The sequence below is a fragment of the Helicobacter salomonis genome (assembly GCF_017979425.1).
In the GTDB taxonomy this organism is placed as follows: domain Bacteria; phylum Campylobacterota; class Campylobacteria; order Campylobacterales; family Helicobacteraceae; genus Helicobacter; species Helicobacter salomonis.
The window spans coordinates 53,596-76,472 of record NZ_JAERIS010000004.1; the positions used below are offsets into that span (position 1 = coordinate 53,596).

Annotated in this window: 22 protein-coding genes and 1 pseudogene; 1 reads left to right on the plus strand and 22 read right to left on the minus strand. The window is 45.7% G+C overall.

Annotation, left to right across the window (positions count from 1 at the left end):
• Positions 1 to 164: 164 nt before the first annotated feature.
• The 21 genes and pseudogenes from KCO92_RS01740 to KCO92_RS01835 form a co-directional block, all read right to left on the minus strand.
• Complete coding sequence (locus tag KCO92_RS01740; protein ID WP_199766179.1) at positions 165 to 2,486, minus strand: coiled-coil domain-containing protein; 2,322 nt, start codon at positions 2,484 to 2,486, stop codon at positions 165 to 167.
• A gap of 353 nt (positions 2,487 to 2,839) precedes the next feature.
• The gene (locus KCO92_RS01745) at positions 2,840 to 4,561 is read right to left on the minus strand and encodes a replication initiation protein (RefSeq protein ID WP_158653570.1); all 1,722 of its coding nucleotides are present in this window, start codon (positions 4,559 to 4,561) and stop codon (positions 2,840 to 2,842) included.
• A gap of 170 nt (positions 4,562 to 4,731) precedes the next feature.
• Positions 4,732 to 5,103: a hypothetical protein gene (locus KCO92_RS01750; protein ID WP_158653571.1), complete on the minus strand. Its 372-nt coding sequence runs from the start codon at positions 5,101 to 5,103 to the stop codon at positions 4,732 to 4,734.
• Between the two features lie 8 nt (positions 5,104 to 5,111).
• Complete coding sequence (locus KCO92_RS07625; protein ID WP_104695724.1) at positions 5,112 to 5,528, minus strand: cache domain-containing protein; 417 nt, start codon at positions 5,526 to 5,528, stop codon at positions 5,112 to 5,114.
• A pseudogene (locus KCO92_RS07665) lies at positions 5,434 to 5,639 on the minus strand (hypothetical protein). The gene KCO92_RS07625 and the pseudogene KCO92_RS07665 overlap by 95 nt, the downstream one beginning before the upstream one ends.
• Before the next feature lie 374 nt (positions 5,640 to 6,013).
• Positions 6,014 to 6,469 (minus strand): peroxiredoxin, encoded by a 456-nt coding sequence (locus KCO92_RS01760; protein WP_199766180.1) that lies wholly within the window; start codon positions 6,467 to 6,469, stop codon positions 6,014 to 6,016.
• Between the two features lie 10 nt (positions 6,470 to 6,479).
• Positions 6,480 to 7,148, minus strand: coding sequence for a LutC/YkgG family protein (locus tag KCO92_RS01765; protein ID WP_104695726.1), 669 nt, complete (start codon positions 7,146 to 7,148; stop codon positions 6,480 to 6,482).
• Positions 7,141 to 8,592, minus strand: a complete 1,452-nt coding sequence (locus KCO92_RS01770; RefSeq protein ID WP_104695727.1) for a LutB/LldF family L-lactate oxidation iron-sulfur protein — start codon at positions 8,590 to 8,592, stop codon at positions 7,141 to 7,143. The genes KCO92_RS01765 and KCO92_RS01770 overlap by 8 nt, the downstream gene beginning before the upstream one ends.
• Entirely contained in the window at positions 8,593 to 9,324 is a 732-nt protein-coding gene (locus tag KCO92_RS01775; protein WP_104695728.1) for a (Fe-S)-binding protein, read from the minus strand.
• 48 nt (positions 9,325 to 9,372) lie between these two features.
• A complete protein-coding gene (locus KCO92_RS01780; RefSeq protein ID WP_104695729.1) occupies positions 9,373 to 10,491 on the minus strand; it encodes a DNA type IV secretion system protein ComB10 in 1,119 nt (372 codons plus the stop codon).
• Entirely contained in the window at positions 10,488 to 11,354 is an 867-nt protein-coding gene (locus tag KCO92_RS01785) for a TrbG/VirB9 family P-type conjugative transfer protein (RefSeq protein WP_104695741.1), read from the minus strand. The genes KCO92_RS01780 and KCO92_RS01785 overlap by 4 nt, the downstream gene beginning before the upstream one ends.
• A 590-nt stretch (positions 11,355 to 11,944) precedes the next feature.
• The gene (locus tag KCO92_RS01790) at positions 11,945 to 12,787 is read right to left on the minus strand and encodes a thiamine-phosphate kinase (RefSeq protein WP_104695730.1); all 843 of its coding nucleotides are present in this window, start codon (positions 12,785 to 12,787) and stop codon (positions 11,945 to 11,947) included.
• Positions 12,777 to 13,607 carry a carboxylating nicotinate-nucleotide diphosphorylase gene (nadC, locus tag KCO92_RS01795; RefSeq protein WP_104695731.1) on the minus strand — a complete coding sequence of 277 codons (831 nt, stop codon included), beginning with the start codon at positions 13,605 to 13,607 and terminating at the stop codon, positions 12,777 to 12,779. Before nadC ends, KCO92_RS01790 begins: the two co-directional genes overlap by 11 nt.
• Positions 13,604 to 14,608: a quinolinate synthase NadA gene (nadA, locus tag KCO92_RS01800; RefSeq protein WP_104695732.1), complete on the minus strand. Its 1,005-nt coding sequence runs from the start codon at positions 14,606 to 14,608 to the stop codon at positions 13,604 to 13,606. Before nadA ends, nadC begins: the two co-directional genes overlap by 4 nt.
• Complete coding sequence (locus KCO92_RS01805; protein WP_104695733.1) at positions 14,601 to 15,416, minus strand: phosphatidylserine decarboxylase; 816 nt, start codon at positions 15,414 to 15,416, stop codon at positions 14,601 to 14,603. Before KCO92_RS01805 ends, nadA begins: the two co-directional genes overlap by 8 nt.
• A complete protein-coding gene (locus KCO92_RS01810; protein ID WP_013469791.1) occupies positions 15,416 to 15,937 on the minus strand; it encodes a DUF6115 domain-containing protein in 522 nt (173 codons plus the stop codon). Before KCO92_RS01810 ends, KCO92_RS01805 begins: the two co-directional genes overlap by 1 nt.
• Complete coding sequence (locus KCO92_RS01815) at positions 15,928 to 16,470, minus strand: hypothetical protein (protein ID WP_104695734.1); 543 nt, start codon at positions 16,468 to 16,470, stop codon at positions 15,928 to 15,930. Before KCO92_RS01815 ends, KCO92_RS01810 begins: the two co-directional genes overlap by 10 nt.
• Complete coding sequence (mqnP, locus tag KCO92_RS01820; protein WP_104695735.1) at positions 16,463 to 17,338, minus strand: menaquinone biosynthesis prenyltransferase MqnP; 876 nt, start codon at positions 17,336 to 17,338, stop codon at positions 16,463 to 16,465. The genes KCO92_RS01815 and mqnP overlap by 8 nt, the downstream gene beginning before the upstream one ends.
• Before the next feature lie 42 nt (positions 17,339 to 17,380).
• Positions 17,381 to 18,667, minus strand: a complete 1,287-nt coding sequence (locus KCO92_RS01825) for a ComEC/Rec2 family competence protein (RefSeq protein WP_199766182.1) — start codon at positions 18,665 to 18,667, stop codon at positions 17,381 to 17,383.
• Positions 18,664 to 20,196 (minus strand): replicative DNA helicase, encoded by a 1,533-nt coding sequence (gene dnaB, locus KCO92_RS01830; RefSeq protein WP_104695736.1) that lies wholly within the window; start codon positions 20,194 to 20,196, stop codon positions 18,664 to 18,666. The genes KCO92_RS01825 and dnaB overlap by 4 nt, the downstream gene beginning before the upstream one ends.
• Positions 20,196 to 21,584 carry an NAD(P)H-hydrate dehydratase gene (locus KCO92_RS01835; protein ID WP_104695737.1) on the minus strand — a complete coding sequence of 463 codons (1,389 nt, stop codon included), beginning with the start codon at positions 21,582 to 21,584 and terminating at the stop codon, positions 20,196 to 20,198. The genes dnaB and KCO92_RS01835 overlap by 1 nt, the downstream gene beginning before the upstream one ends.
• Before the next feature lie 57 nt (positions 21,585 to 21,641).
• Between KCO92_RS01835 and gatC the strand changes: the two genes are divergently transcribed.
• Positions 21,642 to 21,914 carry an Asp-tRNA(Asn)/Glu-tRNA(Gln) amidotransferase subunit GatC gene (gene gatC / locus KCO92_RS01840; RefSeq protein WP_104695738.1) on the plus strand — a complete coding sequence of 91 codons (273 nt, stop codon included), beginning with the start codon at positions 21,642 to 21,644 and terminating at the stop codon, positions 21,912 to 21,914.
• Here the strand turns inward: gatC and KCO92_RS01845 are convergent.
• Positions 21,911 to 22,867 carry a tetratricopeptide repeat protein gene (locus KCO92_RS01845; RefSeq protein ID WP_425591274.1) on the minus strand — a complete coding sequence of 319 codons (957 nt, stop codon included), beginning with the start codon at positions 22,865 to 22,867 and terminating at the stop codon, positions 21,911 to 21,913. The two genes, gatC and KCO92_RS01845, sit on opposite strands and share 4 nt — an antisense overlap.
• Positions 22,868 to 22,877 lie beyond the last annotated feature (10 nt).

Sequence of the window (22,877 nt, forward strand, 5' to 3'; positions counted from 1 at the left end):
GATTAAAGTCTAAAAAACAACAAAACATGCCTTGTATGGTGTTGTCTTGTGTCTTGCTAGGGTTTTTAGGTTTTAAGTCATTCATAAACCACCCTTGTTTCAAGCTCTTTCGCCACTTGGAATGGCCTCTAGCGTGGCTAAAAAACATTTTTATCAATATTTATTCAAATCCCTCTCCCCTTGCCTTGTTGACTCGCTAAAGATTTTTTTAAGTCTGCCTTTAGCTGTGTAGTTATGGCAATTTGCTCGTTTAATTGCGTTTGCGTGTTTGTCAGCTCTGTCTGTAATTTGTCTTGCTCTCTTTGTAAATCATCTTTTTGTGTTTGCAAGCTCTCTACTTGGTTTTCAAGCCCTGTAATCTTGGCTTTTTGTGCCTTATTCTCCAATCGTAGATCGGTGTTTCTAAGCTTGGTGTTCTCCTCCTCAAGGGTTTTAATCTTTTTACCATTCTCTTCTAGTTCTGTTGTGAGTTTCAAGGTTTTGCCCTTATAGTATTGGGTATCCCCTTTGGCTGTCTCTAGCATTTGCCCATATGTATCGCTGTTTTTAAACTCTTCAGCTAGTTTGGCTATGCCATTTTCTAATCCTCTTATCCCCTCTAACAAGGCTTTGTGCTCCCACTCTCTAGTTTGTTCTATCTTGGCAAGAATGGGCTTGAGTTCTTGATTGAGGCTTTTTTCAATTTCATTGATGTGTTTGTTCAAAAACCTATCTCGCCTATCTTTGGCGATGCTCTCAAAGTATTCTGGGCTCATCGCGTCTTTAACACCCTTGCCAAATAGTTTTGCCATAGCGTTGATTGTAGAGAATTTTCCTGCAAGTAAATTATCTGCAAAGGCTGCTAGGTATGCGTGGTATTCTGCTTTCTCTTTTTCATTGTCCTTTTTCCATTGGATCACAGCTTCAAGCTCTGCCCCTTTCTCTGTTTGGAGTTTCTCTAACATAGGATTCATGACTTGATCCACAAACCTTTGCAACAGGGTTTCTACCTTAACAACATACTCTTGCAACTTGGTTTCTTTATCAATCTCTCTTGTTGCCCTTTCTAGTTCTTTGGCATGCTGTGTTCGCAGTATCTCTAACTCTTTGGTGTACTCTGTGTCTTTGGCTTTTAGTTCTTGTGTTAGTTTCTCTAAGTCTTTGTTCCTATCAGCCAAATCTCTAGCATGCTCTTGCACTTGCCTTTCTTTAGCCTCCAGTTCTTGTGTCACTTTCTCTAAAGCTTTATCTTTGTCCTTTAATGCCTTAGCATGTTCTATGTCCTTTTCTTGCAAAGCTTTGGTGTGGCTTTGCTCTTTTATCTCAAGCTCTTGAGTGTATTTTTGTTCGAGCTCTTGCATGGCACTAGGACTTAGATAATCCTTGTATAGGGCTTTTGTGGCTGTTATCTTGTCCTCTACTTGCTTGGGGTTTAAGTAGTCTTTGTATTGCTCTTGCAATTTCTCATAACGCTTCTTAGCTTCTTGCTCTATCTGTGTAATGCGTTTCTTCAGATCAGCAATGCTTAAACCCTCATCTTTCAAAGCTCTTAAAGCTTTGTAATCCTCTTGTGTAAAGAGTTTGAGATCGCCTAAGCCTTGATTAATGGTAATCATTTGCTTTCTTACACTCTCTATGAGTGGCTTGGCTTCTTTAAGGGTAAGTTTCTTGTTTTGCTTATCTTGTAGATCAAAGATGGTAGCAAGGTCTATGAGTGTGCTCTCTAACTCTACTTGGTTGTCTTTGAGTCTTTGATTTTCTTGTGTTAAAGTGGTGTTGGTTTGTTCTAGCGTTGTCTTTTCTTGTTGTAGGGCGTGTAGCTTTGTTAGGGTGTTCTCTACACTTGCCTGCAAGTCCTCGATTTGTACTTTGTGTTTTGTAACCTCTTTGTCTTGGTTGTGCTTTAGCGTAATCCGCTTGGATTTCTCTTGCTCCATGAGCTTGGCATAAGCTCTAGGCTCAACGCGTTTAACCCCGCTAATGCGTTTGTCTATACCCCTTTGCATACCCAAAATCTCGGCAACTTCACTTTGAATCTCTCTAAGGTGTTTGTGCTTTATGGTGCGAAAAACATTTTTACCCGTGAGCTCATCAAGCATGACAAACTCCATGTGGGCGTGGTGATTGATCTGCACCTTGTCCTCGTCATTTATATGCCCTTCATCTCTATGGATGGCGATTTGGTAGCATTGAAACCCGTATTTTATTTTAAAGTGCTTTGCAAGCTTTTCTAGGTCTTGCATGGTGCTATCAGGCTTGATATTGATAACAGCGCTCCAAAGGTAACTTTCAGATTTAAAGGGCTGATTGAAAGTGCGCCTATACCTCTTAATAGCCTGAGTAATTAGTTCATGTCTTAATGCTAACGCATCATCACCGCTTCTATCACACTCACAGCCATAATCCAATTCTTTGGCTAGCAAATATGTAGGTGGTATTGTGCGGTCGTTATGGTGTAATTGTATGTTATTTGTGGGTTTAAAGTTGATTGATGCAATGCTACTCATTTAGTCAATGCCTCTAAAATTTTCTCTAAAAGCCCCCTGCAAGGGCAAACTAGGCGGTGAGCTTGCGAACGAAACCCTTTTAGGGTCGCCTAATATGCAAATTAGCAAATTAGCAAATTAGGCGACCCTAAAGGGTGCGCTCACAAGTTCGCTTGCCTAATATGCCCCTCAAATGCCGGGGAGGCTCAAAAAATCATTATAAGGCAATCATCTAAAAAATCAAAATTTGTATTATCTTAGTGTCTTGGGGTGTTCCATTGCGCTGTTTAATTTGATTGTTATCTACCCTTCAAATGCTATGGGGGCTTTGAGAAATTTTCTTTGTATGTGGTGATTGTTAGTTTAAAATACTCTTACTCTTCATACTTCTTAAACCAATTCTCAAAATGTTTGACACTCTTAAAACTAAAAGATTCTAAAGCTTTGCGCGGTTTGTCTACATCTTTAATCTCTACTTGGACTTGTCCACTCTCTAGTGTAGAGATATTTTTGATTTTAAGATTAGAGGGAATGCCATTAGTGTTCATGTAGAGATTTCTACCAATGTATTCTGTTAAATCATTGTTAGAGTTTGAGACTTGAGTTTGTTTGGACTTTTGTGCTTTCTTTGGCTTTATCAAGCCCTGCAAAGTCTTAAAACCATTGTGTTCTTGTAGCTCTAGTGTTGGTTGTGCTTGTTGTTGTAGTGTGTAGTCTGTTTGTATTTCTAGTTTTTGATAACCTGATTGGAATATTTGCGCTAACAAAACTTCTTTGTTGGGTGCTACAGCGCATCTCTCTTTAAACACTTGACCATCTTGGTAATATTTGACTAAAAACTCATAACCCTCTGGAGTGGGTTGCACACTATCAATAGCAAGAACGATCTCAGGTTGTTCAGGTTTATAAAAACATAAACCTAAGACTTTCATAGCTTCGCCATGTTGGTGTCTCTGCTTCATTTGTTTTTGAAGTTGCTTGATGGTTTTTTCACTGCGGATATGCCATGCAATGGTTCTTAGATCATGTTGGGCTTGTTCTTTCTCTTTGCTAGTCTTAGTGAGAGGTTGGAAGTAGAATTGAATGTGAGTGATACGATTGCCCATGCCCTTTGTTTTTAGCTTTTTGTAGCAAAGATTTTCAAAGTGAGGGAGTTTGCTGAGTTCTTTGAGGGCGGGTTTGAGGATGGCGCGTTCAACTACTTCAAGTAACTTGACTTTCGCTGGTATTCCCATCAACTCCCTAAACTCACTCCACTCTTTCTTTGGAGGCACTCCTGTGCTTCTCCATTGCTTAAGAAGGCGATATAGGGTCTTAGCGTATTTGCTACGAATATTCTGAAACTCTAGCAATTCAAAAGAAGTGAAGTTAGCGTTCAAAAAATTGAGCAAATAACCAAAGCAAGGCATGTTTACTTGGATTTCTATGCTCTTGACTTGTGTCTTTTTGGTGTCGTGGTAGTTGATGGCAAAAGTCTTAAAGAGCATGTAGCTTTCATCTCTCTTGGGTAGGAGTATCCAAAAGTTAGCTAGTCTGATGTTTTTCCAAAGTCTTTTGACCACACTACTTAATTCATTCTTACTGATTTTAACCGCATGTACCATTGCTTTGATTTCATTACAATCAAACATCAAGAGTTCATCTTGCCTGTCTTTGAGTTTATTGAAAATTGCAAAGAGTAGATTCGTTTCTAGTGCGCCAAGTTTGCCTAGAGAGACAGAGTTCACATCGTTGTGGAAAGTAACATACTTCTCAGAAGCAGCTTGGGGGATTGTGGGTTGGGGTTGGGTAATGACTTGAGTCTCTGGGAGGTCTTGTTGGGTATTGTTTTGTGTAGTAATCTCTTCTGTAGTGGAGAGCGTGTCAGTTGGTTGCTGATCTTGTGAGTTTTGTGTAGGTGTGGCTCGGGGTAGAGTTGTGGTTGGGAGCTGTGGTATTGGAGTCGTTTGTGTTTGAGAAACCAACGCCATTAACTCTCTTAGGCAATCAGCTTTTTCATCTTCTAAAACTTTTTTAACTGCGGTGTCAGTTGCTTTGTTGATAAGAGATCGCAAGCTCTTTATTTGTTCAGTTAGAGCTTTCTGTCTATCTATCATCTCAACACCTCTATTTGTGCTTTCCACTTGCTCTTTCAGAGTATTGTAACACAAATAACAATTAATTATATTAAATTTGTTGATTAGTGCGGATTTTATCGGGTATTAGTACGGATTTTTTGGGTATTACCCCCCAACCAGCCCCCCACCACACGAGCCCCGCGGGGGGTCTAAAAGGTTAAAAAGAGCTTCGCTCTTTTAATTTCATTGTTGAGCGCGCAAATGCGTTCTAAAAAAGCATTGATAGAATCCGCACTCAAACTGATTTCATCCCGCGCATTTCCCTTAAGCCAAATACGGCGCGTGAGATCCTTTTCCCCCTTATCGTTACTAAATTCTTTCACGACAGATACCAACGCATGTAAACGCTTGATAATAAAAACATGGCTGAGTGTGGACGCAATACCGATAATCACCAAAGTAGAAAAAAACGCCGTATAAAGTAGAATACGGAAATTTTCATTGGTGAGCATGCTGGCATTTTCTCTTGCCTTTTCCATACTTTTATAAATTGCGCTCACATAACTTACCGCAACGATCACAAGATCGCTCATTGGATCGTAGTAAGCATAACTGACGCAGTCTTCGCTTTCTGAAGAAGGGTATGGGCGTTTAAGATTGTGTCTATAAATCCCCCTCTTGGATCATTCAGGGCGCGTTGGATATACTCTCTATAAAAAAATTCTCCATTCTTATCCTGAACATCTAAAACATTCTTGCCTACTAACTCCGGATGTACACTATCAATGACCAAAGTCCCATCTTTGCGCAGTGCTAGCACATAAGCACGCCCTTTGATCGCGTTGATCTTGTTGAAATAATCAATAGTCATTTTCAAGGCCACATCTTTAGGATGCCCTGTAAAGTATTCTTCAATCCCAGATTTGATTAAAAACACATCGTGCTGAATAACTAACTCGCGTTTTGTAAGTGCATTGTGAGTGAAGCACCCAAATGCTAAAGACATTTGGGCTTCCTTGGCCGATGTTGCCCGTAGGGAGAGTTTGGTTTTCACTCTGTGCCCTATAGTAGGGATTTTACAGAGTTTGAGCTCCAACGCATTCCCTACAGGTCTCACACATCGTATCTCCAAAGGCGTAACTTTGCACACTTCCTGCGCTAGATACGAATGTATGGGGACACTATACCACAAATTAGTGGCATTCATCCCACCCGCTAAAGACGAGCGGGATTTCTGCCGGAGAGTCTTAAAAGCCCCAATGACTTTATCAAGCACCTTGCGTTCTATATACTGACTTAGGATTGTCAAAATCAGTACCAAAGTACACAAAGAACCCAAAACAATTAAACTCATTTTTTTTGCGTAGATCGAGTGCCACAGAACTCCTTTTGAACAACTCCATGGAAGGAAACATGCTTATTAACGCATGCTAGCAAGGACGACTTTCTGCTTACGGTATCACCATAAGCAATCGAAGATCAGGGAGAGTATTAGAGCAACCCTAGCACCCTTTGGGCGTGCCCTTTGGCTTGCACATTGTAGAGCGCGTGGGCGATCTTGCCCTCTTTGTCGATCACAAAGGTAGAGCGAATCACGCCCTCGACTTCCTTACCATACATATTTTTAGTGCCATAGGCCCCATAAGCTTTGAGTGTCTCTAAAGTGGGATCGCTCAAAAGCTCGATGTTCAGCTTTTCAGATTCTATAAAATGACAATGGCTTTTGGCATCATCAGGGCTGACCCCTAGGATGAGCGCATCCTTAGCCTCAAACTCTGCTTTGAGTTTGGTGAAATCCTGCGCCTCAATGGTGCAACCCGGGGTGTTATCCTTAGGGTAGAAGTAGAGCACCACAACTTTACCTAATAGGTCCTTTAGCTGAATTATCTGCCCCTTAGCATTTTGCAAACTAAACGCGGGGGCTAAAGTGCCAACTTCCAAACTCATGTTGTCTCCTTTAATATAAGATTACGCGCACAGCCATAGGACCATGCACGCCAAAAACCGTTTGTAGCTCAATATCCGCCGTGCGGCTGGGTCCGCCGATGAGAAGCATGTTGGTGGGTAAACAACGCCCCAAATCCTCATCGCGCATTTTGACATCTTGGGGTATTCCCACCCTTTTTAGAGATTCTAAGCCTTGGGCTAAATTACGCACAATGCTAGACTTTTCTAATAAAATAATGCATTTGAGCGTGATGAGTGAGGTTAGGCGTGGGCTTGCAGGGGAGGAAACCACGCCCACCATGCCCAAATTAGCCACCCCACAGGTTGCCTTTAAAATCGCCGTGTCGATGTGAAAAATTTCCTCTCTAAATTCCTCCACGGGCTTGTTATAGGGGATTTTAACACACCCCTCTAGCTGTTCTAGATCGCATGGTAAATCTGTGGCATATAAGAGTTTCTGACTCTCAAAGGCGGCTAGAGCGTTTTCTATCTCTGTAAGTAGATTTTCAGGGCTGGAGTCGACAACCTCAGCGCGGTTTAACTCTTGGAAGTGCTTGTATTCCTCTAGCAGATCGTCCTTGGTGTCAATGATCATGTTTTCATAGGGCATGTCTTGGTGAGAGATGGTGTGGCGTTTGAGTGCGCTTTGGATGCGCTCTAATACGACTTGTTTACTCATAAACCACCCCTGCTAGGGCCTTGACTTGCGCGTGCAAATTGGCGTGCACGGCGGGCATATCCCTATGCTTGAGCCATTTTTTGAGCACGGGAGTATAGCGCCCCACCCACTTGCCTAAAGGGGCTAACCAGCCATTGATCGTCAAAAATGCCCGCCACGCTACGCCATTGCTCGCCAATTTGGCAAAAGCTTTCATTCCTAACTCCTCCCATTTGTTATGTTTGGCATCTTTATAGCCACGTACCACGCCCCGCCCCTCATGCGCCTTTTCACAACGTAAATCTCTAATGAGTTCAGGGAGGGGGATTTTCACCGGGCATACTTCCCCACAACGCCCGCACAAACTGCATAAATTGGCAATGTGTTCGTAGTTATCTAGTCCAAAGAGTTGAGGAGTGATCACCACCCCAATAGGCCCGGGGTAAGTGGCTAAATAGGCATGCCCTCCGATTTTGTCATAGACCGGGCAGTGGTTTAGGCAGGTCCCACAGCGGATACAGCTCAAGGCTCTATAGTATTTCTCATCAGCTAGGATATTCGAGCGGTTATGGTCTAGTAAAATGATATGCGCCTCTTTAGGTCCATCTAACTCATCCTCTTGACGGGGACCCGTGATGATGTTTTGATAACAAGTGATGGGCACGCCCACTGCACTAGGGCAGAGCAGGTTATTCAAAATCGAGGCGTCTTCAAAACTCTCCACCATTTTCTCAATCCCACAAATAGCCACATGGATATCGCAGGCAGTGGTGCACATCCGTCCATTGCCCTCATTTTCTACTAACCAAATCGCCCCCTCATTAGCGATCGCAAAGTTCACCCCTGAGAGCCCCATTTTAAAGCCTTCAAATTCTGTGCGCATGTGCTCTCTAGCGATACCATTGAGTTTTTCTGGCTCACTCTCTAGGGGTGCGCTCAGTTTTTCTTGGAAGATTTTGCCCACTTGGTGGCGATTCTTATGGATGGCTGGAACCACGATATGCACGGGGTGTTCATCGATGAGCTGGATAATGAGCTCGCCCAAATCGGTTTCTTTGGCGATAATGCCTTTTTCTTTCATGTATTGATTGAAGCCGATTTCCTCGCTGGCCATTGATTTACCCTTGAGAATGCGCGTAACTCCGCGTTCTTTAGCCAAGTTGTAAATGATATCATTGGCGTCTTTAGCCGTGCTAGCATAATGCACTACAAAGCCATTTTTCGTGGCGTTTTCCTCAAAGCGTTGGACATAAGTATCGAGTTGGGCTAGGACCTTGAGTTTAGCGTTTTGCCCCATGGTGCGCAATGTTTCCCATTCAGGAAAACGACTTGTGAGCAAATCCTTACGCTTATGAATGAGTGTATCCATTGCCGAGCGCAAATTCGTGCGCAACTGCGCATCGCCTAGTTTTTCGCTGATAACATGTTCATAATCTTGATCGCTATGGGTAGTGGTGTGTGTCATTTAAGCTCCTATGCCCACTCTTTGGGCTAAAAAGTCGTAAAAATGCATCGCCTTGGTGTTGCTACGCATTTTGGCCATCGCCCCGCTAATATTAAGCAAACAACCTGCATCAGCGGAGAGCACGCATTCTACATTTTGATTTTCAATGTCTTTAATCTTATCTTGCACCATTGCATAAGAAATTTCAGGTTCCTTGACCGCAAAAGTCCCTCCAAAACCACAACACTCTTCTTCTCTTTGCAAGGGCACGAGCTCTACATTGGAGAGCTGGGCGATGATCTTTTTCGCACTTTCAATGACCTTAGACACCCGCAAAGCATGGCAATTAGAATGCCATGTAACTTTAATGGGCGCACCTGTGTCGCTATAACGCACTTCCAACTTTTTATCTAAAAATTCAGAGAGTTCAAAGACCCTTGAGGCAAAGTGTTTGACTTCCTCATATTCAGGAAGTCCTTCAAAGAGTTCTAAATAGTCATGCGCCATCATGCCCACACAAGACCCGCTGGGCACAACTACGGGGTAATCTTCTTTGAATAAGCGCACATTGTGTAGGACAACTTCACGGGTTTGGGTGTAGTAGCCCGAGTTGTAGCTGGGCTGTCCACAGCAGGTTTGATCCTTTTTAAAGACCACCTCGACCCCCTCTTTTTGTAACAGCTTGATACAATTGAGCGCGGTTTGACTAAAAACAGCCCCTCCTAAACAAGTGGCGAAAAAATACACTCTCATAACGCTTCCTTCCAAAAACGATCAAAAAACGAGACTATTATAACCAAATTAATGTTGGAAAAACTCTGCCATCACTTCTCCTGCTCTGGGAATGGGGAAGAAAATGTCTAGGTTAGGAGAGATGAAGACTCGACTCCCTTCCCTGATGATAATAATAGGTTTGAGATGGCTCTTATCCTTGAGAATTTGGCTAATAATTTGGTTGAGCCCCATCCCACTCTGGCGCGTGAGTTGCATGAGCAAAAAATCCCCAAAAAGATTATTTTTGCCGGTTTTATTGGCAATGGCAGAAGTGAGCGCGATAAGTAGACCATTAGAGAGAGTGGAAACGAGTAGGGGCATGCCATAGCGTTGAAAATTGTGCGTGATTGTTTCCCCTACCAAACCGCTGTAGCCCTTGACATCTGCGCCTTTGGCATTGGTGAGCATGATATTCACCCCTAATGGAGTGATGATGCGGCTCCACACAATGTCTAGGCGATAATCCCCAATTTTATTGTTACTGCTATAATAGCCAATAACCTTAGAACCTTTAGGGATAAGAATAGCGCGCCCCATGTTGGCAAAAATGTCGCTTTCCACTTGGGCAATGACCTTACCGGCTAGTTGCGAACTAATGGGAGTGATGAGAAAAGCGGGGATCATTTTATCCGCAGTCAAGGTGCGTAAGAGTTTATGTTCATGGGTGGCAATGTCTTTGGCCTTGAGGTTCTCAAACCCCTGTGAGCCGTAATCTATCTCTAAGACTTGTTCTTCCTCTTGCGCTTCTACAGAGTCTGGAGCTTCAAAAGCTTGAATACGGGTAGCTAGAGTATCTAGGCGATCCTGCTCTTGTGCTTGAGCAGAGGAGGTCTCAGGTTCTAGGGGTGGTGTGGTGGGGCGTTCCTCTCTAGCCTGTTGTAGTGCAGTTTGGAGGTCTTGGATGCGGCGTGCATTGGCTTGTAATTCCGCTTGAAGTTGGGCGTAATCTTGCGGTGTAATGATAGGAGTTGGGGAGCTGGCTTGGGGGGGTTCAAAGAGGTAGTCAGAGAGAGGATAGTTGATCGCTTCTGTTGGAGGCATTGGGGTGGAGGGCGGGTGTGATGGGCGGTGCACCCATAAGGATAGGGTAACCACGCCCCCCATAGCCCCCAGTAAAATGACAATTCTTTGCCCCCACCTACTCATGGCTTGCGGCGCACACAGGCATGCCGTTTACCCTCTCTAAGTGTCCACTGATCAGCGATGTCTTCTGCGATGAGGTAATCCCCCACAATGCGTGTATTGATGGGATTATCATAACCATCAACCACCTTATAGAGAACGGGAAATTTGACTTGAGAGTGGTGGCGGTTGAATTTAAAGTAAGTGAAATGCGCGTCATTGAAAATATCTAGGGGAGCGATGGGGTTTTTGCGTTTAAAGGCTACCTTGCACAACCATAGACAAAACCACGCCCGCTTTCTGGCCTGCAAGACGCGATACCCTCTTTGGATTTGGCTTTTTTCAATGAACATGGCATTGCTTTCATCTCCAATTTTGAGATGGCGTGTGTCCTCTTGGGATAGGGGTTCTGGGGGAGAGTCTTCAACCTCAGGTTCTAAAAGGGCTAGGGGCTGGTAGTCCCGTTGCGCAAAGAAGTGGCGTTGAGAAACATAGACATTCAGGGTAGGGTTTTTGGAACTGGTAAAAGTGGTTGAAAAGAGATAAAAAGCGTAAATCTTACCGCTCTTCCCAATCACACTCAAATTGGAGTCAACGCCAATTTGTAGGGGCTTGATGAGCAACACATTGCTATGCTGTTGATCCCCTAGAATTTTTGTGCTAAACCCCACGCTATCGCCTAGAATCACCTCTAAGATGGGTTCTTCAAAGACCATCATGGTTACCATTGCATAACGCAGGCGGATTCTATGGGTTTCACCCAAGTGGTAATCAATAAAGAGGGTGTTGTCTAAATCGTGGCGGCTTTTGTAAAAAAAGCTCCCTTGAATGGCGTTTAAATCTTGCATGGGATGAGTTGCAGGGATTTCTTCCTGGACCTCCTCCATGTCCTCCTGTGTGGGAGGCTGTGTAGAGAGACTGGACGCGCTCACTCCCCAAGCTAAATTCAGTGTTAACACAATCCCCCACACCCACAAACGGTCTGTTCCAAAACTCAAGACCCTCATGTCAAGAACCCCACGTCTTGTTTTGGATCAGAGATTTTAATTGCAAAACCCACCCCCCAAGCACCTTCAATGCCATTCACACGCACCCCTACCTTGTCTGTAGGACCATGTTCCTACCAAGACCAGCCCGCCCAAGGGAGGTCTTAAACTTTTTATCTAAAGCTTGATGACAAACCGTACAGCCCACATTGTAGCACAAAACGTCAGCAAAATGACTTAGACACCTTAGTACATGCCCTGCTTGTAGAGAAGCAAATTGCTTGGCACATGTGTTATTGACATACTCCCCATAGCTAAAGCTAGGGGATTCTGGTATCATCAAAGTCTGCCCACAAGTGGGTCTTACGACTTCTACTCCAAGAGTGGATGCCCCCACTCTACGAAAGACATTATAGCACAAAATACGCCTTATATCCCCATAGCTAAAGCTAGGGGCTTTACGGCGCAAATAGGCAAATAGGTAAGATACGCTAATTTTTATGCCACACTAGCGCGGGGTAGCGCGATCGCCCTCTGCACACTTTGCCCACCACGCTTATACGCACGCGATGGGCGCGCGCGCGCGCCCGCAAGGCTAAATAATGCTTTGGCGCAAAACAAAAGAGCATTTCGTATTCTTCTCCGCTTTGATAAGCGCGCGTGCGGGGTTTGTGCAGCTTAAAAGCGAGGCGATTGATCGCGCTTAGGCGGTTGCATTCGCTCAACAACCCATCAGAAACATCCAGCCCCGCCTGCAAGAATGGACGCGCGCTGGCTATAAAGCGCGCATGTTTTAAATGCGGGGTGATGAACTTGTTTTTAGGGCTCACTTTGCCCCCTCTAAGCAGAGTTTGCAGGGCTTTATAACTCTGCCCTAGCGCGCCTGTGTGCGCGATCCAATCGCCCAAGCGCGCGCCCTTGCGCTCTAAGAGTTTGCGCGCCCTGCCTAGCATGGTGATGCTCAAATGCAGGCGATCCCCCACTATGGTATCTCCCCCAATGATGCTTATTTTAAATTCTGTGCATGCGCGCGCCATGCCCGCTAGCAAATCTCTAATGTCTTGTTTGCCCATGCGCTGATCCAAGCTCACTCCTAGCAAAGCGTGCGTGGGCGTGGCGTTCATGGCAATCATATCGGAGATATTGACCATCATTGCCTTATAGCCGATGCGCTCAAATCCCAACCATTCGGACTTAAAATGTACATTTTGAGCAAAAATATCTAGTGCGATCACCGCTCCCTTAGAAGGGGGTAGTAACACCCCATCATCCCCAAGCCCCCAAGTGATCCTACTCTCCTGCAGGGTCTTTAAAAAATACGCCTCAAGATCCAAGCTTCATACTCATGTCCACCCACACCGCTTGGTGGATGAGTGCCCCGCTGCTAATGGCATCCACCCCACTTTGCGCGTAGGCTAAAATATTTTCCTGCGTGATATTCCCACTGGCTTCCAGTAGCACTAAGGGATAATGCGCGTTGCGGTAAGCGACCACTTTTTGAATATCCTGCGCGCTCATATTATCACACATAATAATGTCCGCGCCCACTTGCATGACTTCTTGAGCCATCGCTACGCTATCGCACTCTACTTCAATTTTAGCCGTCCATGGAAGCTGTTGGCGCGCTTTGCGCATGAACGCCTGCAAATCCCCAATATGGGCTAAATGCGTGTCTTTGAGCATGAGCGCATCATCTAGCCCTAAGCGGTGGTTTTGCGCGCCCCCATTGCGCACCGAATACTTTTCAAACACCCTTAAAAGCGGGCGAGTTTTGCGCGTGTCTAGGAGGGTTAGGGGTAAGCCTTTGAGCATGGCGACATAGCGCGCCGTATGGGTAGCAATCCCGCTAGAATGCTGTAAAATGTTCAAGAGCACGCGCTCAATTTTGAGCAAGAGGGCATAATCTCCCCAAAGTTCTAAAAGAATATCTTTAGAGGCGTAGGGCGCGCCATCTTGGATATTCCATGCCCTCCTAATGCCCATGTGTTCTAAGAGCATGTCCGCGTATAAATGCCCGGAAAATACGCCCTCCTGTTTGGCAATCACGACTGCCTTGACTTCCTTAGGTTCTGCCAATCTCTCAAAGAGATCACCCGATCCGATGTCCTCTTGCAAACACGCGTCTAAAAAGGCGAGAATAGCTGGGTCTTTCATGAAAGCTCCATCATGCGATCTAAAGCTTGTTTGGCCAGCGCACCAATTTGGGGATCGAGTTGCACGCAATTATAAGGGCGATGATTCTTATAGGCTTTGAGCACCTCAAAGAGGTCTTGCAAAGTGGTTTCATTCATGGTCGGGCATTCAGGCAGTGTGCTTGAGAGCACAAAGGTGGTTTGCTCGCCCTGATAGGAGGGGCGCAGGCGCCCAATGAAGTTAAATTCCGTGCCCACGGCCACCTTTTGCTCTAGGGGGAGACTTCTAATAAATTTGAGAATTTGACTGGTCGAGCCCACAAAATCGGCTAACTCCACCACGCCAGGATCGCACTCGGGGTGCACTACGATGAGAATCCCGGGATATTTTTCTTTGAAAAACGCCACATCGCTGGGTTTAAAGAGTTGGTGCACGGCACAAAAGCCATTGTAATTGATCACATCGGCTTGTATGATGGCTTCTTTTTCATCCATGCCCAAAGTCGCGCTTTTTAAGCCATGCAGACGGGCCAAATTCGTGCCCAAACAGCGATCGGGCAAAAAGAAGATTTTTTGCCCCCTTTGGCGCGCGTGGGTAAAAATTTTAGAGGCATTTGCGCTGGTACACACTAACCCGCCCAAAGCGCCTACTTTGGCCTTAACCTGCGCACTGGAATTGATATAGGTAATGGGTAAGAGATTGGAGAGTCCGTAATTCTTTAGCATCTCTAGGCTGCGATCAAAATAGCTAGAATCAATCATGCGCGCCATGGAACAACAGGCGAGTTTGGGCATGATGACTTCCTTATGGGGGGCTAGGACCTTCACACTCTCGCCCATAAAACCCACCCCACAAAAGACGATCAAATTCTTAGGGTGCGCGCTGGCTTGGCGCGCCAGCTCTAAACTATCTCCTACGATGTCAGCTAGAGCTACAATCTCATCTTTTTGGTAAAAATGCGCCACTAACAGCGCGTCTAAATCTTCTAATAGGTTTTTAATGCTTTGAGCCAACTCATCCATGTTCTTCTCCAATAGGGTCTAGGGCGCTTAAAAATTCCCCAAAACACGCCTTGTGGTAGAGGGTGTCTGGGGGCATAGAGCCATCGCGCACAAAGAGCACAATGGTAGAGCCCATTTCAAAGCGCCCCAGTTCTGCCCCTTTATCTAAAGAGATTGGGGGGTCGTAGCGCTTTATACTTAGGGGAGGATTGGTAGGGGCGTTGGTGTGGATACTGGGATCAAAACTCATCACAATCTGCCCCACATTGAGCGCGCCTACGGCCACAAAGTAGAGCAGCGCGCCCCTAGGGTCTTTGGCGACCACCACCACGCGTTCATTACACACAAAGAGATGGGGGTGCTTTTTTAAAGCCGGTTCATTAACCGGGAAGAGCAAGCCAGAAAAATGGCGCGTCTCTACAATCTGCAGATCACAAGGGGCGTGGAAGCGGTGGTAATCTTTAGGGGAGAGATAGAAATTAAAATAGCTATAAGACTCCTCTAGTTGTGAGCCTAGCAGTGCGCCCACTAGATAGGCCTTGCCCTTGATCTGTAAGGCTAGCCCCTCTTGCACGCGTCCGCACTCTTTGAGCACGCCATCGCAGGGAGAGAGGAGCGCGTGGGGGTTTTGATCTAAGGGGCGGGGGGTTTTGAGTTCTCTGGTAAAAAGGGCGTTGAGGGTAAGGTAAGATTCAAGGGGGGCAAAGTCGCTTAGGTCGATCTTAAAAATTTTAACATACACCCTATTGATAAGTTTTTGAATGGGGGTAGGAAAAGCACAATGGGCAAACTTGCCAAAAAGCCTTGAAGCGGTGTTAGAGAGCGCCATTATTGCATGTCCGCTAGTTTTAAAATAAATTCGATCTCGCCCTTGCCCGTGCGCAATTCTTTAGCAATGGAATCCACACTCCAGCCCTCCTTATACATCTTGATTACCTTTTTTTCATCAATATCGTCATTGCTGGGGGTGAAATGCCCAAATTCCTTAAACTTGTTTTCTAGCACAATGATTTTTTCCTCCAGATAGTCGCGCTCTTTTTGAATCGAATCTTGAATTTCTTTAATGTGGGCGTAGAGATTGCTCAAGCTCGCGTTCAAATTATTATTGACCTCATTTTTTACACTCGCTCCAATGCTGGAGGCGTTAAACTCAGCCTGCATCTGGCTTTCTTGAATCCACTTGCGGATTTTGTAAATCTCTTGGTTGATTGTGTCCAGGGCTTTTTCTAATTGCTTGGTCTTGCTCACAAATTCCTTATCCTTGATGTAGCTATAGGCGATCAAGCATAAGAAAATCAAGAGCACCACCCCCGTGATGATCCAAGTGAATTCATTCGATCCTAATTGCATGTTTTTAAACCTTTCAGAGTGGCTAATTCTTGGGCGGCAATATAGCTATCCATTTCTTTAATGTGGGCAGGGTGCATGCGCGCTACTTTTAAAAGTTTGGCATCAAAAGCGCGCGCGCTCAGAGCAAAGACACGATAAGGCGCACTGGGCAAAGAAAAACGCAAGTAATACTCTTGATTGGACTCAAACAAGGGATCGCGCACACCTAAAACCCCATGCCCTAGCACCTCTAAGAGGCCTTGAGACTCTAAGGGGATAAAATGCCTCTGCTTAATCTCTAAAGCCTGCTCAATGCGCATGAGTTTGTCATAAATATCGCTCAACGCCTTAAAAAGCATCGCGTCCTGATCCTTGCCATGGCTTAAACTCTCCCAAGGGCGCAGGGATTCGCCTTGGCCTAGCTGGAGATACTCTTCCTCAAAATAGGGATCGTAGGGGGCGTATTCTAGCGAGATCGCACAGCGCACCAAGCGGGTAAAATGCCCATGTTGGTGGCAAATTTCCTTAAAGCTCTCTAAATTTAACTCAGGCATACAGGCGCACCCCTCCATCTAGCAGAATGAACACAAAGAACACCACACCCAAATAGCCATTGCTCACAAAAAAAGCTTTGGGAATGTTTTTAAAATCTTTATGCACTAAGAGCTGTTCGTAGATCAAAATCCACGCAGATGCCCCCACCCCACCATAAGCCAACCAACTTAAATGTGCACTCCACACAAATCCATACCAACACAACACAGCTAAGAGGTGGGCAGTGCGAGAGAGGGCTAAGGTCTTGGATGCGCCAAATTTGGCCGGCACAGAATGCAAGCCTACGCGCTTATCAAATTCCATGTCCTGCAGAGAATAAAGCAGATCAAAGCCAGCCACCCAAAAGACAACACCTAAGGCTAAAAACACGCTCCAAAGCGGGATTTCTCCCAATACGGCTACCACCCCGGCAATGGGGGCTAGCCCCAAGCTCACCCCCAGAACTACATGGGCTAGCGTGCTAAAGCGTTTCATGTAAGAATATCCCCCTAAGATTAATAAAAAAGGGAAAGAGAGGACAAAGGCTAGGGTATTGATCGCATAACTCACACCCACAAAGAGCAGGGCGTTTAGGACACAAAAGAGGATTAAACCCCCAAGCTGAATGCGTCCATCCACGCTGGGGCGGCTTTGTGTGCGCGGATTAGCCTTGTCAAATTTACGATCCACTAAGCGGTTAAAGCCCATGGCAAAATTGCGCGCCCCTAGCAGGGCTAGCAAACAGAGCAATAAAAGCTCAGGCCCACACCACAGACTAGCATAGCGTTGCACGCTAGCCACCACAATGGCAATTAAAATAAACATGCTTGAAAAGATTGTATGCTCTAGTGCGACAAGCTCACCAAATAGCTTGATCCTAGCCCACATGCTTTACCTCATTTCCAAATTCTTCATTATAACTGAATTTCATTAAAACACCCGCCACGCCAATATGATAAACAACCCACCGCTGGTCAGATACAGCCCCCTATAGGCGTATTTAGAGCGCATGGCTAGCAATGAGAGCCCTAGATAGAGCATAAGAAACCATGGGGGCGTGTGGTAATTGATGCTGGGGATTTGCCACTCAAGGGCAGCTAAGAGATAGGGGTCAAAGAGAGCCCCCCAGCCAAGCGCGTGCAAGATTAAACTTAAGGGGAAAAAGATCACAAAGACAAAACTGAGAATAATCCCACTGAGTTGATAAAGACTAAAGGGGGTAAAGAAGGCGTGCACTATGGGGAGCATACATATGAAGAGCGCGGTGTTGAAAAATAGGGCATATAGGGGCATGTAAAATCGGGGAATATGTTTGAGAAAGAGGTAAATATAAAATACCCCGCACACAGAGAGTAAAAAGCCCGTATTAATAATCAAGTTTGGAAAAAGGGTTAGACAAAGCAAAATCGCTAAGCCTAACAGGGTGAAGTTGAGAAGGTGTAGCGCGCAATAGTAAAGTCCAAAACCCAAGAGCGCCATCACAAAGGCGCGCAAAAAAGAGGGTTGGAAGTCTAGTAACACTAAATACCCAAAGAGCAAGACAAAGACACACACGCCTAAATCATAATGGGCGTTGCGGTAGGGGAAATAGCGTTGTTGTAGGAATCTGTAGGGTAGAAAGAGTAGGGCATAAAAAAACGCGCCTAAAATCCCCAAATGAAACCCACTAATGGCGATGATATGGCTGATCCCCAGACGCATGGCTAACTCTCTGGTGGGCTTGTCTAGGGGCTGAGCCAAAAAGAGGGTGTTATAGAAATTACCCATGCGCGCGTCTGTGTGCTGGGCGTTGATGAAGGTGCGCAAATGCGATTGGGTGTCCTTGGTAGACTCTAGGGCAAGGTAAAACGTGTGGAAATAGCAGGATTTAAGGAATTGGAAAAAAGAGCAAGAGGTGGCCATTTTACCATAGGCGCGCACAAAGGCGTAGCTGAGGTCTTTGAGATTTTCCTTACTGGTGGTATAAAAGACATTGCCCCACGCGTCCTTGAGCTGTAAAACAAAGTAGGATCGTCCCTGTGAATCAAGCTTGGAATATTGCAGACGCACTTGGGCGTGTAAGCTCACAGGCTTTTTAGCCTTGAAATGCTGGTATTGGGTGTATTTAACATACAAGCTCATACTTCCCACACAGAATAAAACCCCCAACACAACAAGCCACTCGCGCGTGCTTTGGAGTAAGGAGAGCTGGAAGGGTGATTGTTTAGAGAAGGTCAAAAAGGATAGTGATCGCCATTGGGATTGGGTATATCGATAGGGGCTTGGACCATGGGGGCTTGAGGGGTAGGGGTGAAATTAGTCTCTTTTTCTTCTCTTTGAGGGGCGTCTATACGATCCTCAAAGCGCGTGTAAGCCCCATTGAACGCGACTTTAATCGTGCCAATATCTCCATTGCGGTTTTTGGCTAAGATGATCTCAGCATCTTCTACGCCCTGGTTTTGACGAAAATTTTCTTGTTTTTGGGCATTGAATTGTGCTTCGAGTTTTTTTACCTCTTCGTCCTTGCCTTCTTTGCGCAATTTGGCCAATAGATTTTTTTGGGCATAATGTTTATAAACCTCATCGCGGTAGAGAAAGAGCACCTGATCGGCATCTTGTTCGATCGCCCCGCTCTCTTTGAGATCGGAGAGAATAGGACGTTTGTCTTCGCGGCTTTCTAGCGAGCGGTTGAGCTGGCTTAAGGCGACAATGGGAATCTCTAGCTCACGGGCCAGAATTTTGAGTCCTCTTGAAATCTCAGCAATTTGGGCATGACGGGCGAGTTCGGTGCGGTTGCTAGACATGAGTTGGAGGTAATCCAAGATAGCGATGGCAATCTCGGGTTGGTCGGTCTTCATTTGGCGCAATTTGGAGCGCACATGCTCGAGTGTGAGCATACTGGTGTCGTCAATGAATAAGAGTTTTGTTTGCATGTTCTGGACGCATTGCGTGAGTTCTTCCCATTGCTGATCGTTCAATCTACCAAATTTCAAATCGTGTAAATGAATGTTGGTAGCACCCGCGAGTAAGCGTAACATCAATTGTTCGGCGCTCATTTCCATACTAAAAAACGCCACACCCTGATTGTGATTCAGAGTGGTTTGGGCGATGTTGAGCACAAAACTTGTCTTGCCCATCGAAGGGCGCGCGCCCACCACGATCAAATCCCCCTTTTGAAACCCTGCTGTCTTTCTGTTGAGTTCAAAAAACCCCGTGTCCAAGCCCAACATTTGGCTATTGCCCCGTAATTTGGCTTCTTCGATCATCTGTAGAGTGTTGAGCGCCACCTCTTTGACATTTCTAAACCCCCCCCGCACATTTTGCATGGACAAGGCGTAAAGTTCGCGTTCTAGCATATCTAAGATTTGCGGACTGGGACGCTCTGTCATACACTGCTCGCGCACATCTAGGGATATTTTGAGCAGAGCGCGTCTGGTGGAAGCTTGCTTAATCGCTTCTACATAGGGTTCTAAATAGGCAATGGGTGTACTTGCCATCACCTGCATCAAGCTCTCTTTATCTTGATCTTTGGAGAGTTGTTTGAGAATCGCGCTCGGGCAGATGGGTAAATTTTGTTGGTGAAGTTGGGTGCATAATTCAAAAAACAAGCGGTGGGCAGGGTAGAGAAAATCTAGGGGTTTGAGCACAGAGGCCATCTCTTCGTAGCGTTTCCCCTCTAAAATCGCCACTAGAACACTGCGCTCCATTTCCAGTAGATTGTCATCTTGGAATAAAAAAGAGTTAGTTTGGGTGCTAAGTGCTTGCATTAAACTCCCTTATGACTCAGAGATGCGATCAGATCAAGGGGTGTAAGTGCGTAAGAGTGTGGGTGATCGCGCCCGATTAATGCGTGGACAAGACTCGCATTCAGTGCAGAGTCTAAAGGGCTATAACCCTGCGCAAGCAGTGCCCCCACCATGCCTGCTAGCACATCTCCACTTCCCCCTTTAGCCAAGGAGGGCGTGCCTAAATTGTTGATATAAATCTGGCCATGGTGAGCGATGTAGGTGTTAGCCCCCTTTAAAAGCACTATGACATGTGGATAAGCATCACTAAAGGCTTGCAGGTATTCTAGGCGTGATTCTAATGCCTGAGATAACTCTACTTTAAGGCCCACTGCATTAAGTAAACTTGTAAATTCCTTAGGATGTGGAGTAAGCACGAGTTGGCTAGAGCTCTCTAAAATCTCTTTGAAATTGGGCAGATAAAACATGTCTGCATCCAACACACAAGGAGCTTGCTCTAGCATGGCATCTAAACAGGGTGGAGGTGTGCCCATACCCATACCTATTACAAAAGCATTTGCTTGGGGGGGAATCTTGTGCGCATACATGAGCTCTAAAGGTTTGTGTTCTGCAAGCGTACTATCCCCTAACACACTCACTAGGCCCGCTCCAAACTTGAGTGCCCCTAAGCCTGCTAAAAAGCCCGCTCCTCTCTGCGCCCCCACCCACACGCCCACATGTCCAAAATAGCCCTTATGCACATTGTGCTTAGAACGCAGAGGTAAGATCAAATCTTTCTCTTCGAGCAAAAAGAGATCGCTAGGCTCTTCATAGAGTGCGCGCCCCACGCCCAAATCCCCCACTACAATTTCTCCCACAAAATCCTTAGCCACATCGCTAAACAAAGCACTTTTAAGTGCGCCCATACTAACGGTGGTATCTGCTTTAAAAGCCAATGTGCTTGTGTATCCTTGTGAATTTAGCCCGCTGGGTATATCGCAGGCAATTTTTACCCCACTCATCGTGTTCAAGCGCGTGATTAAAGCTTGATCCTCAGGTTTAAGTTCCCCCTTAAAGCCTGAGCCATAAAGACAATCTAACACCATCTCATAGGGCTCAATACTCTCCAACATGCGCACTCCTGCACGCAAAGCCCGCTCATATTGCAGCTGACAAAGCGGGCTTTTGGGGGGTTTATGGGCATAACAACTCACTTTATAAACACTTCCCTGCAAGCGACGCGCTAGTGCGTAACCATCTCCTCCATTGTCCCCACTCCCACACACCACCAGCACTCGCGTGGGGGCGTGTTTTGCAATGGCTTGTTGGAGTGCCATAGCAGCATTTTCCATTAAAATCTCTGCACTTAAATTAAATTTTTCTTGCGCTCGCGTGTCTAATTCCCGCGTGCTAGAATAAATAAACTGCATTCTAACCTTTCTGTTTTTCTCCATAGACATGCTACAATCGCTCTAAAAAGGATGTTTATGCGCATTGATCAACCCCTACTCCATAAGCTCGCACAGCTCTCGATGCTAGAGATGGATGAACCCCAACTCCAGGAACATTTAGAGGAAATCCTTGCTTTCATGGAAACTTTAGACACCCTAGACTTGGAAAACACCCCACCACTCCAACAACCCCCCACGCCCTTAAGACCTGATGCCCCCACGCACAACTCTTCCATTCCATCGGACATTTTAAGCCACGCACCCCAAACTCAGGGGGAGTATTTTCTTGTGCCTAAAATTTTAGGCTAACGCTCGACGGACATGAACAAGCGACCATAATTGGGATTGGAGCGGAGTAGCTTTTCTTTAAAAGTGCCATAGTTGTCACAGCCTGATTGCAGGCCGTAATTGCACACATAAGAGAAGAGGTCCAGGGCGCGCTGGTCATTTTGGGGCACACCCAAACCCTTCTGATACATCACGCCTAAATTATTACAGCCCGACAGATTACCTCCCTGACAGGCACGCTCAAAATATTTGGCTGCAAAAAAATTATTCACTGGCACACCCTTGGCCCCATGCGCATAAATCCAACCCAAATTAGCACAACCTTGGATGTCCCCCGCATTGCAAGCCAGATAATTTAGATCCACATTGCTAAGTTTAGCCTTATCAATCCCATAGATATTTTTGACATTGGACATGAGTCCCAAGTTATAGCAACCTAGATCGCTGCCCCTCTCACAAGCATATTTGTAATACTCCAATGCCTTAAAATAATCCTTATTCACGCCCACTCCATTGGCATACATCCAACCCAAATTATTACAAGCCAACACATCTCCACCACTGCACCCCACCGCATAGAGCTGGGCGGCCTTCTCTTTATCGTCTAAAGTGGCTTGTTTTTTGGAGTCGTAGACTTGGGCTAAATTCGCACACGCGCTCGCATCGCCCCCACTACAGCCCATTTCATAATAGCGTTGGGCTTTGTCCACATCTGTTTGAATGCCCACACCATTTTCATACATGGTGCCCACCGCAAAACAGCCGGCGGGATTACCTTGATCACAAGATTTGGCAAAGAGTCTAAATGCTCCTTGATAATCTCCTCTCTTGACCGCTACAATCCCCGCGCTCAATGCATCTTGAGCGACAATGGGAGGAGTAATGCGATCACTCATGGGGGGGGTGGCAGAGGGTTGGGTTGTAATAATTTGGGTTGGATGTATGCCAATGGAGTGGGCGTGAATAAGGATTATTTTAAGGCAT

Excerpts from the sequence above, each read along its gene's own strand:
- nadC (WP_104695731.1), bottom strand. The coding sequence starts at position 13,607 with ATGAAAGACCCAGCTATTCTCGCCTTTTTAGACGCGTGTTTGCAAGAG.
- KCO92_RS01785 (WP_104695741.1), bottom strand. The coding sequence starts at position 11,354 with ATGGAGGAGGTCCAGGAAGAAATCCCTGCAACTCATCCCATGCAAGAT.
- KCO92_RS01775 (WP_104695728.1), bottom strand. The coding sequence starts at position 9,324 with ATGAGAGTGTATTTTTTCGCCACTTGTTTAGGAGGGGCTGTTTTTAGT.
- KCO92_RS01805 (WP_104695733.1), bottom strand. The coding sequence starts at position 15,416 with ATGGCGCTCTCTAACACCGCTTCAAGGCTTTTTGGCAAGTTTGCCCAT.
- gatC (WP_104695738.1), top strand. The coding sequence starts at position 21,642 with ATGCGCATTGATCAACCCCTACTCCATAAGCTCGCACAGCTCTCGATG.
- KCO92_RS01815 (WP_104695734.1), bottom strand. The coding sequence starts at position 16,470 with ATGCCTGAGTTAAATTTAGAGAGCTTTAAGGAAATTTGCCACCAACAT.
- KCO92_RS01835 (WP_104695737.1), bottom strand. The coding sequence starts at position 21,584 with ATGCAGTTTATTTATTCTAGCACGCGGGAATTAGACACGCGAGCGCAA.
- KCO92_RS01745 (WP_158653570.1), bottom strand. The coding sequence starts at position 4,561 with ATGATAGATAGACAGAAAGCTCTAACTGAACAAATAAAGAGCTTGCGA.
- KCO92_RS01760 (WP_199766180.1), bottom strand. The coding sequence starts at position 6,469 with ATGAGTTTGGAAGTTGGCACTTTAGCCCCCGCGTTTAGTTTGCAAAAT.
- KCO92_RS07625 (WP_104695724.1), bottom strand. The coding sequence starts at position 5,528 with ATGTCTTTAGCATTTGGGTGCTTCACTCACAATGCACTTACAAAACGC.
- KCO92_RS01810 (WP_013469791.1), bottom strand. The coding sequence starts at position 15,937 with ATGCAATTAGGATCGAATGAATTCACTTGGATCATCACGGGGGTGGTG.
- dnaB (WP_104695736.1), bottom strand. The coding sequence starts at position 20,196 with ATGCAAGCACTTAGCACCCAAACTAACTCTTTTTTATTCCAAGATGAC.
- nadA (WP_104695732.1), bottom strand. The coding sequence starts at position 14,608 with ATGGATGAGTTGGCTCAAAGCATTAAAAACCTATTAGAAGATTTAGAC.
- KCO92_RS01765 (WP_104695726.1), bottom strand. The coding sequence starts at position 7,148 with ATGAGTAAACAAGTCGTATTAGAGCGCATCCAAAGCGCACTCAAACGC.
- mqnP (WP_104695735.1), bottom strand. The coding sequence starts at position 17,338 with ATGTGGGCTAGGATCAAGCTATTTGGTGAGCTTGTCGCACTAGAGCAT.
- KCO92_RS01740 (WP_199766179.1), bottom strand. The coding sequence starts at position 2,486 with ATGAGTAGCATTGCATCAATCAACTTTAAACCCACAAATAACATACAA.
- KCO92_RS01770 (WP_104695727.1), bottom strand. The coding sequence starts at position 8,592 with ATGACACACACCACTACCCATAGCGATCAAGATTATGAACATGTTATC.
- KCO92_RS01780 (WP_104695729.1), bottom strand. The coding sequence starts at position 10,491 with ATGAGTAGGTGGGGGCAAAGAATTGTCATTTTACTGGGGGCTATGGGG.